Origin of the sequence: Edaphobacter bradus, assembly GCF_025685645.1 — a bacterium.
In the GTDB taxonomy this organism is placed as follows: domain Bacteria; phylum Acidobacteriota; class Terriglobia; order Terriglobales; family Acidobacteriaceae; genus Edaphobacter; species Edaphobacter bradus.
The window spans coordinates 1,087,689-1,103,446 of record NZ_JAGSYF010000001.1; the positions used below are offsets into that span (position 1 = coordinate 1,087,689).

A 15,758-nucleotide genomic window follows, 5' to 3' on the forward strand; every position below is an offset into this window, starting at 1 on the left:
CGGATTTGAGACCTTTTCAGGTTGCTATCCGTTCTGATCCGCGAAGATCCTTGGTCGCTTTTGTTTGTGACGGATTTGGTTACATTCGTTCTGGCGCTTCGATGCCGAGATAGCCGAGGGCGCGGATCATCTCGCGCTGGGCTACGGCGGCGGTTGCGAGGAAGAATGCTTTGCGGTTGGGGTCGGTCTCGTGCAGGATGTGGTGGCGGTGGTAGAAGTTGTTGAACTGCTGCGCGAGCTGGAAGGCGTACTTGGCGAGGTAGGCAGGCTCGGAGGTGACGATCGACTGCTCGATCAGTAGGGTGAGCTTGGAGACGAGCAGCCAGGTCTCCCAGAGCGTGGTTCCCTCTTCGGTGTCGAGCTGGCCGGTGAGATCGACGCTGGCGAACGCGGCGAGTGAGGCTTCGGCGGTGGTGCTGGCCTTGCGGAAGATGTTGGCGGCGCGGACGATGGCGTACTGGACGTAGGGGCCGGTCTCGCCTTCGAAGCTGAGGGCGTCCTTGAAGTCGAAGGCGATGACGGTGTTGCGGGTGAAGCGCAGCATGAAGTAGCGCAGCGCGCCTACACCGATCTGTGAGGCGATGGTCTGGCGCTCGGCGTCGGTGAGGTCAGGGTGGCGGGTGTCGACCTCGGCGCGCGCGGCCGCGATGAGCTGGTCGAGGAGGTCGTCGGCCTTAACGCCGAAGCCCTTGCGGCCGCTGACCTCGATGAAGGCCCGCTTCTGGTCTTCTTCGCTGACGGCGTAGCCGAGCTCGATGGCGCAGCGAGGGGTGAGGGCGACCATCTCGTAGCTGAAGTGGGTGTAGTTGTCGGCTGCGTGCGTGAAGCCCATGCCGCGGAGGGCCTGGACGACCTGTGTCTGCGGGTCGTTCTGGCGCGAGTCGATGACGTTGTAGATGGCGTCGGCCTTGCCGAAGGTGGGGTGCGGATTCTCGCCGTCGACGGTCGAGATCCAGCACATGTGATTCGGGTACTCGTGAAACTTTGAGTAGCCGAAGTCTTTGCCGGGGAGCAGGCCGAACTTCCAGAGGTGGTAGGCGATGTCCTTGCCGACGTACGTGATGGTACCGTTGGAGCGGACGATGACTTTGGCGTCCTCGTCGGGGCCGTCTCCCTGCTCCTCTGCTCCAGCGCGGCGCATGACGTAGCAGCCCTTGTTCTTGCCCTCGGTCTCGAGGTAAAGGACGCCTTTTTCGATCATCAGCTGGCGTGCCGCATCCCAGAAGTGGAGGTGGAGGATCTCGCTCTCGCGGGGGAGAAAATCGTACTCGATGCTGAGACGCTGCATGGTCTCGAGGTGACGGCGAAGGACGGCGGTGGCGATGAGGTCGGCGATCTCGGCGGTGTCGTTGCCTCCGGCCTCGATGGCGTGGAGGGTGTCGAGGCGGACCTGCTTGCGTGCGGCGGCCTGGTCGGGGTCGGCGGTGTACCACTGGGAAACGCGGGCGTAGAGGTCCCAGCAGTAGAAGTCGATGCGCTCGCCTTTTGCTTTGAGTGAATCGAGGAGCTCGCGCGTGGTGGCGAGGGTCTTGCCTTCGAGCTGCATGAGTCCGACGACGACGTCGGCGACCTGGACGCCGGTGTTGTCGATGTAGTTCTGCACGCCGACTTCGTAGCCGCGCTTGTAGGCGTCGGGGCGGAGGAGGCGCTGGAAGGTGTCGCCGAGGATGGCGTTGCGGAGGTGGCCGATGTGCGCGGCCTTGTTGGGGTTGATGCTGGTGTGCTCGACGAGGCGGAAGCCGGGGCCGCCGATCTGGGCATGCTCGTCGGCGGCGACGCGGCGGGCGATAGCGGCGCGGTCGAGGCGGATGTTCAGATAGCCGGCGCCGGCGACTTCGACGGAGGCAATGCCCGGCATTTCGGGCAGAACCGCCGTGAGCTCAGCAGCCAGCTCGGTGGCGATGGCGCGCGGGGCCTTACGGAGGCGCTTGGCCAGTTCGAACGCGACGGGCAGGGCGAGTTCTCCGAGGGAGATGCTGGGCGGCTGCTCGACGGCAAGTTGCGTGAGCGTGATTTCATACCTGGCGAGAAGAATGGCCTGAATGCGGGCCAGAAGGGTCTGCTGAACTGTGCGGTACATGCTTCGGATTCACCGATTTTTCTGGATTTGGAGCTGGTTTCAGTTTACGTGAGGCGCTGGGAGTTGAGGTTCAGGGTTAATCGACATATTCGCGGTCTCAAGTTTCCTTGAAAAGGCGGGCGCTCCGGACAAACAGCAGATCCTTCGACTGCGCCTATGGCGATAAAACTGCCATAGGTTCCGCTCAGGATGGCATTCTCTAAATTTTGCGCATTGACACGGCGCCCGCTCGAAGCCTTACGGGAGTTCGGTGGGGAGGGTCTCAATCTCTTCGAGCAGCGGCGTGTGGTTGTGGATCCGGATGCGGTGGATGAGGAAGATGAGCCCGCCTGCTCCGGTAACGGAGATGAGGAGCCAGGCGTGGAGCGCGAGGCTGAAGAGGGCGGACTGAGGCTTGAGCGCGCCGTGGCTGACGAGCGAGGTCTTGACGGCCCACTCGAAGGTTCCGATGGCTCCGGGCGAGCTGGGAATGAGGTAAGAGAGATTGGCGACTGAGACGCCCTGCCAGGGGCCGATGCGATCGACCGCAAGGCCAATGAGACGCGCGGAGGAGACGAAGATCATGCCCTCGCATACCCAGATGACCGCCGATTGCACGAGCAGCAAAAGCGAGCCGAGGATTCCGATCTGGCGGATGCAGTCGAGCGCGAGCAGAACCCAGTGCTCGATTTTTTGCAACTTCGGGGCCAGGGTGGGGTTGGCAGGAAGATATGCGAAAAGTTTTCGGAGCAGAGGCTCGAGCGTTCGCGCTCCCAGGAGCATGACGAGCAGACCGACTGTGGAGATTCCCAGGAGCGATTCGGCGACGACGCGCGAGTGAGGGTTCACGCCGGGTCCCATGAAGACGACGAAGAGAAGAACGAGGATGAAGATGTCGAGCAGCTTCTCAAGAATGACCGTGCTGAGGATGACGGATGGCGATGCGCCGAGGTCGCCGGAGTAGGTGAAGACGCGCATGATATCCCCGATGCGGAAGGGGAGGATGTTGTTGGCTGCGAGCGAGGTCATCAGGACACGCGCGCAGACGCCGAAGCCGGCGCGAGTGGACCGCATCATACGTGTCCAACGGACGCAGCGCAGCGTGTAGCTGGCACAGGTAAAGGCGAGGACGCCCGCGATCCAGGCCGGATGCGTGAAGCGAAGGGCGCGAATCTGCGAGAAGGAGATGCCCTTGAAGGTGTACCAGAGAAAGAAGGCGCTGACGAGAAGGCCCGGAATTGTTTTGACGAGATTGCGTTTGCTGGAAGCGCTCATGCAGGCCTGCGAAGACCTGCGATGTGTGCGGAAGAAGTTGGGAAACAAGGAACCATGAATTTTTATTGTATCTTTGCGACTGTTGAGTCTGTTGGAACAATTCGTCCGTCTGTACCTGCAACGAAACCCGACCTGGGCGTCGCCTCGGCGGTTACCTCATCTCAAGGGATGAGAGTCTGAAACGAGGCCGCAGAAGCTGGCGGCAGAGGGCACCCCGCATTTGGCGACCACCGTTGTAGTACCCGTTGTTACAGAGACAGAACAAGAAGAGACGCAGCGCCAGGAGCGCGGCTATGCCGTCGCGCTGGTGACTGGGTTGAGCTGCATGGCTGTCGCAGTCCATGGGTATCATCCTTACGCGGAAGATGGCGGGCTTTATCTGGCGGGAGTCAAGCGCCTGCTGGACCCGGGGATGTATCCGCATGAGACTGCGTTCGTCGTGGAGCATCTGCGCTTCTCAGCCTTCGCGCCGGTTGTGGCGTGGATGGTTCGGCATTCGCGGATGAGTCTGGAGGCGTTGCTGTTTCTGCTCTACGTTGCATGCTTCTGGCTGACTCTGCTTGCAGGATGGCGGCTTGCGGCGCGTTGCTATTCAAGCCGGACTGCGCGGACGGGCGCCGTGGCCCTGCTGGCTGTGTGGCTGACGTTGCCGGTGGCGGGCACATCGCTGATGCTGATGGACCCCTACGTGACGGCGCGCTCGATCTCGACGCCGTGCACGCTGCTGGCGGTGGTGGGCGCGCTCGATCTCCTGTTGCCCGAGGACGAGAGGCAAAGCCGGCGATGGCGCGGAATAGGCCTGTGCGGCGGCGCTCTTCTTGTTGCCGCGGCGATGCATCCTCTGATGGCGGCCTATGCGCTGAGCTGCATGGTTACGCTGGCGGCTGTGGCCAGGGCTGAGCTGGCGGTTCGAATGGGAGCTACGGTGTGCGCCGCTGCCGTGGCGATGGCGGCGCTGCTACAGGCATTGTCAACGCAGGAGAGCGCGGCGTATCTCCTGGTGGCGATGACGCGGACGTACTGGTTTCTAAGCCAGTGGCACTGGTATGAGTGGGTGGGGTTGGCGGCTCCGCTGCTGTTGATAACGCTGGTGGCAAGGAGCGCGGAAGGAACGGTGCTGGCGAGGACAACACTGGCGAGGGCCGCGCTGGCAAGGATGACGGTCGTTGCGGGGCTCTCTGCCGTGATTGTTGCACTGCTGTTTGCGCGAGTGGATGCGGCGACGCATGTTGTCGCGCGATTGCAACCGCTGCGCGTGTTCCAGATCATTTATGCGGTCATGATTGTGTGCGTTGGCGCGGAGGTGGGCGAGAGACTGCTGCGACGCAGCACTGTTCGCTGGGCGGCGACGTCCGCTCTGCTGGCGGGCGTGATGCTGTATGCAGAGCGGCAGACCTTTCCGCACTCGGCTCATCTGGAGCTGCAGAATGTGCCCTCGCTGAACGCGCAGAAGAACCCGTGGGTCCGTGCGTTTCTGTGGGTGAGGAAGAACACGCCGAAGGATGCGCTGCTGGCGATGGACGCGGATTATATTGAGAAGCCGGGCGAGGACGCACAGTGCTTCCGCGCGATAGCCGAGCGGAGTGCGCTGCCGGATTACTCGAAGGATGGCGGCGAGGCGGCGATTACACCGTCGCTTTCGAGCGAATGGATGGCAGGAGAGAGCGCGCAGGCGAGGCTGAGCGCGGAGACCGATGCACAGAGGGTCGCCGCGCTGCAGCCGCTGGGAGTCGAGTGGGTGGTGCTTGAGGACAGCGCTGTGACGGGCTTTGCCTGCGACTACGCGAACGAAGCGGTGAAGGTGTGCCGCTTGCCCGGAGCCGCAGGCCCGGTAATGATCAGTTCCCGCTCACAGGCTTTGGCGCCGCCGCGGGCTCCGCGATGAGCACAACACTCTCCTGATCCTTGGTCTCCATCCGGTTATAGAAGGAACGAAGGTCCGGATATTCCTTGGGCATGTAGAGAACCTCGCCAAGGATATAGTTTCGGTGCATCAGAACACTGTTTGGCGTTGTGGTCGCTGAAAGACTGTAGAGGGCGAAATTTTGGAACTGGAACTTCTCGGCCGCAGGCGCGGACTCCAGGCTTATTCCGGCAGGAAGGGCGATGCGAACAGCATCCTGCTCGATGTAGGGGTAGTGGAAGTAGACGGCGACCTCGCGCTTTTCGTGGGGGAAGGTCGGCTTGGAGTTGCTCATCAAGATGTCAGCGGGAATGAGAAGGCGCTTGCCGGTAGGAGCTCCGATCGGTCCTTTGATGCCAAAGGCGACCTCCAGGGGCTGCTCATAGTCCTCGAGATGATCGACGGTGATGACGTGAACCTCCATGCCGCCGGGTACCAGCTTTTCGACGGAGGTGCGTAACTCATGCTGGAGGCTTGCGTTGTCTCCGGAGAGAGCGCGGTGCCGCCACTCGAGCGCAGGATCTCCGGTAAAGGTGAACTTTATTGTGCCGCTGACAGACCCGTGCTGGTCCATAGCGAGATCACCGATGCGCTTGACGTGCGAGTACTGGTATTGTTCGCTGGGAGTCAGCGCGATCTCTGTTCCGCCATCAGTCTGCCGGATGCCGCCGGCGGCGGTGTGCTTCCAGGCGAGGTGTCCGTAGGGGCAGTAGCGCGAGCCGGGATCGAAGTAATGATCCTTGCCGTCGATGTTGACGATGGCGATGTCGTCATCGAGCTGCGAGAAGCTGGCGTAGGCCTTGGCGAAGATGTTGTGGTCGCGGTTCGTGACCGACATGAGGTAGGCCTTCAATCCCGCGGCGCGAGCCATGGCGACGAAGAGTGCGGCCAGCTGGTCACTGCTGCCACGCTTGCGTTCGAGGATGTCGTCGGTGGAGTGGACTGCGCCCAACCCCTGCGCCTTCTCCTCAGCGGCGGAGTGCTCGCGGGTGAAGTCGGTGTTCTCAAGCTGCATGACCGCGGCGTAGAGCTTGTGGAGCTTCTGGTCGGGAGTATCGGAGGACGCGGTGAGATCGTGGACGGCTGCGTTGACCCTGGATCCGGGCCCGATGAATTTGTCGCGGCGCTTGGACCAGTACTTGCCCTCACTCTTCCAGTAGTCCTCGATGGTGCGGTAGGGCGTGTAATAGAAGAGCACGCGATAGGTGAAGCTGGAGGTTGGAGGCATGTACTCTTCCTCCGGCGCTGGGGGGATGTCATGCGCGTTGATCTCCAGGAACAACTGACCTGCTTCCATTCCGGAATCGGGCAGGCGCGTCTGTTTGAGCTCTGTGTTGGGAGGCAACACCTGGAACCATGCGATGCTGCTGGTGAGTTGGCCGCGCTCATCGCTACTGACGAGTTGCTTGCCGGTCGGCTTCCAGAGGTAGTGTGCCTTACGGGTGTAGAGATCGGACTGAATGAACCACTTGGGCGCGTAGAACCAGTGGTCGTCGTAGCGGCGGGTGTAGCGGTACTCGACGATGCTGCCGACCTCGACGTCGGGCAAAGTGAAGACCTTTGCCTTGTACTTGGCTTCATGCGTCTTCCCGACGAGCTTTTCGTACGGCTTGCCCGTGAATGGAATGATGGTGCCGTCTGGGTGGATGGTGCGTCCGGCGATATCGCCGATGGTGGTGCCGCTGCCGTCGCCCCCTGAGGCATAGCTGAGCTCGACGTTGGCGTAGTCCTTGCCTTTATCGGTAAGCACCTTGAGCCGGACATAGACGCTCCACATGTGGAGTTTGTCGTCGGTGATCTCCTCGCGATAGAGATAGACGGCCGCTGCGCCTGGGACCTCGGGTTGCGACGTCATGGACAGCTCCTCTTTGGTGGGCGTCGTCCACTTGTCTTCGCAGAATGCAGCGGCAGTTGCAGAAAGCAGGACAATCAGGAGCAGGTTGTAGAGGAGAGTACGGCCCTTGATGGATTTCATGCGTTGTATGTCCTTCTCTGGATACGGAATGCTGTGAAGCGAGAGCTACTGTTTCTTGAGAACGGCGTGGCTCTGTTGGTCGGTGGCGATGACCTGGGCGAGCTTCTGCACGTCGTCGTACTTTTCGGCGGGAAGCGTTACCTGGCGGACGGTGTAGGTTCGGGTGTAGTGGAGAACGTTGTCCTTGACGCGGCTTGAGCTCTCATAGGAGGCAAAGCCGAGGTCGAGCTTGATTGGGTCGGGAATCTCGTCGACGGCGTAGCCTCCGGGCAGGGCGATCTCGTAATCGTCGCTGACCTGGAGGGTCTCCTCGAGATTGATCGGGAGGGTGCGCTTCTCATGGTCGGTCTCGATGAAGATGTTGCCCAGCACGCGTGGGCGAACCATCAGGAGACGGCCCATCGTTCTGGCGTAGCGGTCAGCGCTGATACTGAAGCTGGTGGTGAGGTCTTTGTTCAGGGAGGCGGCGTTCTCGACCTTGAAGCCGGAGACTTTGAAGGTGGTGAAATCCTGTTCAAGAAGATGGTCGAGGAACTCGCCCTGCTCCTTCGCGTCGCCGGCTGTGTAGAGCTGACGACGGGTCTCTGAGACGTCGCCAAATCGCTTCTCGGTGATGGTGCCCTGGAGCCCGCCGTCGGGTTTGAGTTCGAAATGGGCCGTGCGGTGGACGGTGTTGAGTTCCGGCGAGAGCAGGGGCAGCGCAATTATCTCGCTGTCGCTCCCCTCCAGCAGAAGACCATAGCCTCCTTGAAGCTCGTGCTCAAGCTGGCCGTAGGCGGTCTTCGAGGAAGTTGGATCGTAGATGAGATAGCGGCGGCCGGTCTTCGCGGTGACGACACTGCGCAGCCTGGGCGAGCTGTACCCCTTCGGGATCTCGACAGCTGCGATCATGTGATCGCCCACGATGGAGGGATCCTCAGGGTCGACGACGCCGCGGCGGTGGTCAACCATGACAAGCGTCGAATGGATTCCGACGGTCGAGAGCATGGAGGAGAAGAGCGTGGCCTTATCCTTGCAATCGCCGTAGCGATTATGGAAGATGTCGGCGGCGTAGTGCGGCTGGATGCCTCCGATGCCCATCTCAATGGCGAAATAACGGATCTGGGTCTGCAGAAACTCGGCGATGGCGTCGGTCTTCTCGTAGAAGTCGGTCTTGTCGCCGACCAGTGCTTTCGCCTTGGCCGCGATCTCGGGCGTTGCGGCGAGGCGGTCCTTTGCGAGCGGTGCGTACCACTCGCCAATTCCCTTCCATGTTCCCTGATCTGCAGAGGTGGCGCTCGGACCATAGTGGATGGTCATTCGGCCTTCAAGAGCGAGCGAGGATGGGGGCAGAAGGACGTGTTGCAGATCGACCGCCGGGGTGTCTGTCATCTCCCAGCGCCAGCGCTGATGCTCAAGGTCAGACGCCTTGACCGCGTCATGGTGCGCCCAGACGGTGGTGTAGGTGTAACCGGCGGGGAGTTCGAGCGTGAAGGTCTGGTGGACGTGCGGCAGGCTGCCCTGGAAGAACCATGTGGTTTCGTTGACGTAGGGGCGTACGCGCTGCTCGTACTCGTAGGCGACGATGCCGCCGGGATCTGCACCGGGAGCCTTCGCGATCCTGTACTGCTCGTCCGCGTAGAGAATGCCTCCGCCGGGATAACCGTACTCGCCGATCTCTTTGTCCTTGAGAGCGTATTCGTGGCGGTCGGGACCGATGCTCCAGATGTGCAGCGAGAGAATCTTGCTGCCTTTGTCGAAGGAGACTCTGACGGTGGCGTCTTCCCTGCCCTGCGGACGAAGAATCTTGAGGACGTGGCGGTAATGCTCGATGGCAGTGCCGTCAGGATCGACGGAGTAGGTGGTCTCGGAGAGCAGAACGACGGCGTTGATCTCCGGCGAGTATGTGGGGATGGGCTGCGCCGCGGCGGCCTTCACCCAATCAGGAGCGCCGTCCTTCGCCGCAAAGGCTGATGCGTCGGTGAGAAGAAAAAGTACGGCAGAGAAGAAGAGCCCAGCCCTTCGAAGACAAACAGTCCGACCGTTCATGGAGCCCCTTACGCCCGCAACTCGCTGTCCATCGAGAGATCGTGACAGTTTGTACCTGAAATTGAATTGTCTGCGTTCCAGAATTTATACGATGAAGCTGGCCGCCTATCAAGGAAAATCAAGGGCGAATGGATGCCCCTAATGGGTGATCAGGCTGAGGCGTATGTGAATGTCTTACGGAAGCCGCAGCGGCCGGAAGGTGGAGCCTGAGGTCGGGAAGAGCCCGGTGGGGTAACTCTCAGTGGGGTACTGCGGCTTGAAGAGGAAGCGGACGAAGAATCCGCCTGAGACCATGTCGTAGTTGTTGGTGTTGTTGGCGTAGAGGTAGCCGCCGAGGTACCAGTGATCGGCGAAGCGGTAGGCAAGCTCGGAGTTGAATGCGTAGTTGACGCCGGTGTTGCTGTTCTGCGCAAAGACGGCGTTGCCTGAGCCGGTCTGCAAGGGGCGGTCCAGAGGATAGTAGGGGGCCTGCGCCTCCTGGAAGGTCTGGACGCCGACGCTGCCGTTGATGGTGTAGTGAATGTTGGTCTTGTAGTAGCCGTTGAAGGTGATGGGCACGCTGGCGAGGAAGTAGACGTTCGGGCTGAAGTAGCCGCCTTGACCGTAGGTCATTCCGCGCTCGTTGTGATCGTAATGCATCCCGAAGAAGCTGGCGCCGAGGTTGAGGCTGCCATAGCCGGGCCAGTTCTTGACCCGGAAGTAGGCTCCCATCTGGCCCTCATACTTGCGGTTCTCGAGCACATGGAAGCCGGTGAGGTTAGCGCCATCGAAGTTGACGTAGAAGCCGGCACGCTCGTTGCCGCCGTCGACCCGTACTCCTCCACCGGTGGAGATAACGCCGCCCCAGATGTTGCCCTGAAAGACCGCCGAGATCGTGCCGGGATCGCGCAGGCCGGCGTAGGAGAGCTGGGTATCCTTGACCGAGTCGCGATCGCCGAAGAGCGTGAAGTGACCACCCAAGGGACGCCACTGCACCCGGCCGGTGACGTTGGAGACGAGAAACTGGTAGGGTGTGTAGCCGACAGCGAGGCCGATGTTGGCGGTGGTCAGTTGAAACTCGCCGCCGACACCGGTCGAGAACTGCTGCGGAGGAGGCGTGAGTGCGTTTGCGGGAAGCGTGCCGAGGACAGGAATAATTCCTCCGGTCTGGTTCTGGAAGGCCGCGCTGTCGACGACGCCGGAGTTGAGGAAGACGGGCCGGGCAATGACCGTGGCACGCATGGTCTTGCCGAGGACGCCGGAGGCTTCAAATGGCGCCTCGATGTCTGTGAGGCGGTCGAATCCGGCGGTGCCGCTGCGGTAGCGGCCATAGCCCGTGCCGCCGATCCATCCGCTGTAGGAGCCCTCGAGCGCGGCGAGTTCAAGCTCGTTCTGCGCACGGGGAGAGAGCGGGCCTCCGGGGACGACGGCGTTCGCGTCGTAAGAGCCGCGCAGAGGCGGCACGCTCTTGGAGACCAGATCGGCGTCGGTGGGAGGCGTGCCAACAGGAGCGGCGGGTCCGAGGGACGGATAGCCAGAGTCGCTGAGCGGCTGCCGGACTCCGGGGTAGGTCAGCGGAGGCTGCGAGGTGACTGCTGGCGCAGGGGTGGTGCGCCGTCGCCGTGTCGTGCCGCCAGAGGACGCGACTCCCGGCTGAGGATACTGCTGGCCGTAGCTCTCGCCAGGCTGCTGCGGTTGAGGCTGGGCCTGCGCGTTGTACTGTGCGTTCTGCGTGGGGGTGTTGTACACATCCTGAGGAGGGGTGCTCATCCCCGTCATGGGACGGCCGGCGCGGGCGGATCTTGCATTGGGCACGTAGCGGGCGGTCGGAAGGACGTCCGTCACTTCCCTCTGCGCGGGATCGATGTGCGGCGTGCTGTCGCCGAGTTGGACTGCGACCGGAGACGGAGTGTAGCCGGCGTTCTGCGTGGGAGGCGCGAATGGCACATAGGGGCCGTAGACAGCCTGCTGCGGGGCTGCAGTGATGGGCGGCCGGGCTTCGGCCTGCTCGGTGAGGATGGTGATCTGTTGACGCTGATACTCGGTCGCGGGCAGAGAGTTCGACTGCTGAGCGCCAGCGATATCGGCTCCGCCGGTGATGCTGGTGGGAGGAAGGCTTGACCCGGTGATTGTCGACCGCCATGCGGTGTTCTCGGGAACATAGTTCCCCAGGGTGCCCACACTTGAACCCGGCTGCGAACGGTGCGAGGCCGGGTTGGACATATAGGACGGCACTACGCTTGAGGAGCCGGGGTAGACCTTATTGCTGTCGTTGCTGTGGACCTGAACCGGAGCCTGACCGTAGATGTTGGTGTAGCTGGGCAGATAGGGTGGAGGTGCGGGCACGTCCTGAGCTCCGGAGGCCGTGCTGTCGGGCGAGGCGAGCAACGAGGCGAGGTCCTGCGACTGCGTTGCGTTGGGGATGCGGCCTACAGGCGCGGGCTGGCTCAGTTCGCTGGCAAGCTCGGCGCCGGGATCGCCCGGAGGCATGGCGGCGAGCGATGCGCGGAAGTAGTCCGCGGCACGGTTGCTGTTGCCGCGCGCCTGCTCGAACTTCGCTCCGAGGGTCAGCATCTCGGAGTCCTTCGGGTACTGGTCGAGGCCGTAGCGCAGCCACGTCTCCGCGATCTTTGTGTCGCCAGCGGCGAGCGCGGCTCCCACAGCTGACTTGTAGTCGGAGGCCGAGGCGGATGTCATGTCCTGAGCCTTGAAGATTGCGACCGCCTGTTTGGGCAGACCGGCGCGGGCGTAGCCGGAGGCCAGGGCACGAAGGACGCCAGGATTGTCCGGGAAGGCCTTGGCAGCGGCGTTCAAAATTGCCAGCGACCGCTTGATGTTGCCGGTTGCGGCAGCCTGATTGGCGCGGCGGACAGCCCAGTTGCTCCAGATCATCTGCACAGAGCGGCGTTGCTCGTCGCTGAGATCCTGGCGGCTGCCAAGCAGCATGAGCTGACGGTAGAGCCCGGCGTCATTGCCGCCGTTGAAGAGCAACCATGCATCCTGAATATCGATATCGGCCGGAGGAGCGCTGTGCTGGAGGGCGTAGTGCTGCTGCACGCGGTTGACGAAGACCATCGCCTCACGCGGCTGGCCCAGCGCGTTGTAGACGGCGCCGACGGTCTGTAGGTATTCGACGTCGGACTCGAGCTGCGCTCGCATCGAGGTGGGGATTTGCTGGATCTGTGCCAGCGCCTCCTGATCGCGGCCCGAGGAGTGCAGCACGGTGAGCAGACCCTTCCAGGCATCGGGCCGGTCGGGGTTCTCCGTCAGGATGTCGCGATAGATGGGATAGGCGCGCTGCGCATCGTTGCGCGAGAGATAGATTCCTGCGAGTTGGAGCATCACAGCGGTTGAAGGCTTCTGGCCGGCGGCGGTCTGTTCCTGAACGGACTTCTCGAGGATGTCCTGCGCGATGTCCAGTCTGTTTTGTGCCTGGTAGATCGACGCGACGGTGGTCTGGAAGCCGGGGTCGCGCATCGCGATCTGATAGATGGACGGCGGCATGCTCGCAAGCGTCTGGGCGGCCTCGCGGTCCTTCTTCATGGCGTGCTCGACGCGGACGAGCCCCTGCCATGCTTGCGCGTTGGTCATGTCGGCGGTCAGCACCTGCCGGTAGAGGCCGGCAGCCTGATCGAGGCGGTTGGCCTGCTGGAGAAGGCCGGCGTACTGCAATTGCGTCTCCACCTGCAGACCGCGGGCTCCGGCGGGGAACGGAAGCTCGAGCGCGCTGCGCAGGACCCGCTGCGCGTCGGCGTCGCGTCCTACGGAGGAGTAGGCGGAGGCGAGGGTGCGGAGGAAATCCGGGTCCTTCATGAGCCGCGCGTGTACGCCGGGAGGAATGCGGCGCTCGGTGAGCAGTGCTCCGGGCGCATTGCCGGCACCATACTGTGCCATGAAGAGGCCGCGCCAGGCGGCCGTCGACGAAGGCTGCGCCTTGACGACTTGCTCGAAGACGGGAACGGCGGCCTCAGGGTGCTGCGCCTTGAGCAGAGTTCCGCCCAGCCCTTCTAGCGCTTCAGGGCTTCCGGGACGCATGGTAAGGGCTTCGCGGTACTTCTGCTCCGCGGTGGGCAGGTCGTTCTCGTTGAGCGCGACGGAGCCGTCGCCCATCACGGAGTAGAACCGCGCCTGCTCCAATGCCTTGTCGAGCCCCGTATCGCGGGCCCCGTACTGTTTGGCCTGCTCGAGAAAACTGATGGCTCCGCCGAAGTTCGACTGCTGCATGCGGACGTAGCCCATACCGGCCAGCGCCTGCGCGTTCTGCGGATCGTTGGCGAGGATAGCCTTGAAGCGCAGCTCGGCATCGTCGAGGCGCTTCGCGTTGAGGGCGTTGTAGGCGGCCTGTTCCTCCTCGGAGCGTACGCGGGCGGCCTTGCCCGCTGCGATCTCTTCGGGGGTCATCAGGGCGCGGCCCGGAACAGGCTTGGGCTGGTTGCGCAGGGCCTGAGCAAGCTGCGCGTCGTTGTGCTTCGCGAGGTAGGCGCGGATGTCCGCGGCCGATGCGGGGTTGGCGGCGTCCCACACAAGTGACTGGCGGAGAGCTTCGACGGCCTGCGGGTCACTCGGATGCCGCTCGAGGAGCTTTCTGCCCTCGGCGCGCGTCTGCGGGTTGTAGGTGAGGATGCGGCCAAGCGCGATCTGATAGCGCGAGTCGCTGGGATACTTTTCGGTGAGCGCACGAAGTCCGGCGATGGCGTGAGCACGGCCGTCGTCGGTGGCCGACTCAGTCTCGTAGTAGGCGAGGGCCCAGTCTCCCGGCGGCGGTGTGTTGCCGAAGACCTTGCGGTAGATGGTCATCGCCTGGGCATACTGCCCGGCCTTGGCATACTTGCCGGCCTGCTGCAGTTCGGCGGCCTGGTTCTGCTGCGAGCCCATCCTCTCGATGCGCTCGATGTTGGGGTCGTTGGGATTGATCGCACGGAGGCGGTCAAGGTAGGTTCCGGCGAGCGCCTCGTTGCCACTCATCCTGGCGGCACGGGCGAGACCGGCGAGCGCATCGACGTTCTTCGGGTCGTTGAGCAGGACCTGCTGCCATGTCTGGGCAGCCATGTCCATGCGCCCGCGAACCTCGAGCGCATGAGCCTTATCGAGCAGCGCCTGTGTCGTAGACTCAGTCGTCTGCGCGCGCAGACCGATCCCCAGGGGTGCGAACGAGGCCGTCCCCAGGAGGATCGCCGCCACAAATGGCCGAATTGACCCAACCCTCTTCATATCTTTCGCCAGCATCCCGACGCGACGCCTCTGGCAGCTGCCGACAGCGCTACCATCTCTCCCGAAAGCTTACCGCTTTTTTCCGGATTTGTACCGATTTATTCTGGTATTTACTGCTTTGTCAATGACTTTATAGGAAATTTTGTCCCAGTACTACTTCCATTTCACCTGAAGCCGACCATTAGGATCGAAGCGATACCGCTGCTCGACCCATCCGGTTCCGAATAATGAGAGGTTCTGGTCATAATATGCAGCGTCCTTTCCGTAAAGCCCGGTAGAGGTGTCTTTAGACTCTGACAACCGCTCCATTTGCTCTTTGACCTGGGTGCCCATGTTGAGAGCGCGCAGATAGGGCACGAGCGCTGCCGAGAAGCCGGGTGGACCGGCGGGATTCACCACACGGCCAGTGGCGTCGACACGCTCAGGCGGCGTGAGGCGCTGCTTCATATAGTTGGCCATGCCGAGGACCCTGGGGAGCAGCTGGCGGACGACGGGAGTCTGCGGGTCGGCGGTTCCGAGCCAGAGATAGACACGAATGGCGTCGTAGCTGCCAACGGGAGTGGCAGCGGTGTCGCTGGAGCAGACCTGAGTTGGAGTCACCGAGGGCCGGATGCTGCCTCCGGCCGCAACCCAATCCATTGCGTAGCCGCTTCCCGATCCCCTGGTGAGCAACGGCTCGAGCGATTCGAGGATGGCTGCCCAGGGGCCGGTGGGCATCATCTTCGCGAAGTAGGCCAGAAGCTGTGGTGGAAGATAGCTCGGATTCAGGAGCCAGGTTTCCGCATCGGGATGAAAGCCGGTGGTTCCCGGGAGGAGAGCAGTTCCCAATCCGGGAATGAAGGCGACCTCCTGCTGAGCGATGCGTGCGGCGAGAGCGGTGCCGAGCTTCTGATACCGCGGCGTGTGCCAGAGACGGCCGGCCTCGGAGAGCGCGTAGGCCATCCAGAGGTCGGCGTCGGAGGCTGGGTTCTGGTCAGTGACACCCCAGCTTCCGTCGGGCCGCTTGCCCCAACTCCAGGCCGGGAGCCGCTGCGTGAGATCTCCGTCGGCGAGGTTCTGCTCGGTCCAGTTGAGCAGCTTGTCGAAGCGGGTGCGGTCGTTGGCCACGAGCGCGAAGAACAGACCGTAGGCCTCGCCCTCGCTGGTGGTGCGGTCCTGCGCAGTGTGGTCGATCACCCTGCCCTGCCCGTCGATGATGCGGCGGGCATAGGCGTCCCACAGAGGCCAGGTCTCCTGCGCGCGGCAGCCGGTCTGCAGGCCTGTCGCCACTAGGAGACAGAGGGCAGCAGCGAATGGCACGCGCCGCCTGCGAGGCGTGCGTGCCATTC

Annotated in this window: 7 protein-coding genes; 1 reads left to right on the top strand and 6 read right to left on the bottom strand. The window is 62.8% G+C overall.

Annotated features, from left to right (window positions below; translation table 11 throughout):
- Positions 1 to 79 precede the first annotated feature (79 nt).
- On the bottom strand, positions 80 to 2,080 hold the full coding sequence (locus OHL16_RS04655) for an arginine--tRNA ligase (protein ID WP_263365893.1): 2,001 nt from the start codon (positions 2,078 to 2,080) through the stop codon (positions 80 to 82).
- 237 nt (positions 2,081 to 2,317) lie between these two features.
- Positions 2,318 to 3,334, bottom strand: coding sequence for a lysylphosphatidylglycerol synthase transmembrane domain-containing protein (locus tag OHL16_RS04660; protein WP_263365894.1), 1,017 nt, complete (start codon positions 3,332 to 3,334; stop codon positions 2,318 to 2,320).
- A gap of 220 nt (positions 3,335 to 3,554) precedes the next feature.
- On the opposite strand from OHL16_RS04660, the gene OHL16_RS04665 reads away from it, so the two are divergent.
- A complete protein-coding gene (locus OHL16_RS04665) occupies positions 3,555 to 5,219 on the top strand; it encodes a hypothetical protein (protein ID WP_263365895.1) in 1,665 nt (554 codons plus the stop codon).
- On the opposite strand, the gene OHL16_RS04670 is transcribed toward OHL16_RS04665, so the two are convergent.
- The 4 genes from OHL16_RS04670 to bcsZ form a co-directional block, all read right to left on the bottom strand.
- On the bottom strand, positions 5,173 to 7,212 hold the full coding sequence (locus OHL16_RS04670; protein ID WP_263365896.1) for a DUF3857 domain-containing transglutaminase family protein: 2,040 nt from the start codon (positions 7,210 to 7,212) through the stop codon (positions 5,173 to 5,175). The genes OHL16_RS04665 and OHL16_RS04670 overlap by 47 nt on opposite strands.
- 45 nt (positions 7,213 to 7,257) lie before the next feature.
- The gene (locus tag OHL16_RS04675; protein ID WP_263365897.1) at positions 7,258 to 9,240 is read right to left on the bottom strand and encodes a DUF3857 domain-containing transglutaminase family protein; all 1,983 of its coding nucleotides are present in this window, start codon (positions 9,238 to 9,240) and stop codon (positions 7,258 to 7,260) included.
- A gap of 174 nt (positions 9,241 to 9,414) precedes the next feature.
- Positions 9,415 to 14,430: a cellulose synthase subunit BcsC-related outer membrane protein gene (locus OHL16_RS04680; RefSeq protein WP_263365898.1), complete on the bottom strand. Its 5,016-nt coding sequence runs from the start codon at positions 14,428 to 14,430 to the stop codon at positions 9,415 to 9,417.
- A gap of 153 nt (positions 14,431 to 14,583) precedes the next feature.
- Positions 14,584 to 15,756 carry a cellulose synthase complex periplasmic endoglucanase BcsZ gene (bcsZ, locus tag OHL16_RS04685; protein WP_263365899.1) on the bottom strand — a complete coding sequence of 391 codons (1,173 nt, stop codon included), beginning with the start codon at positions 15,754 to 15,756 and terminating at the stop codon, positions 14,584 to 14,586.
- Positions 15,757 to 15,758 lie beyond the last annotated feature (2 nt).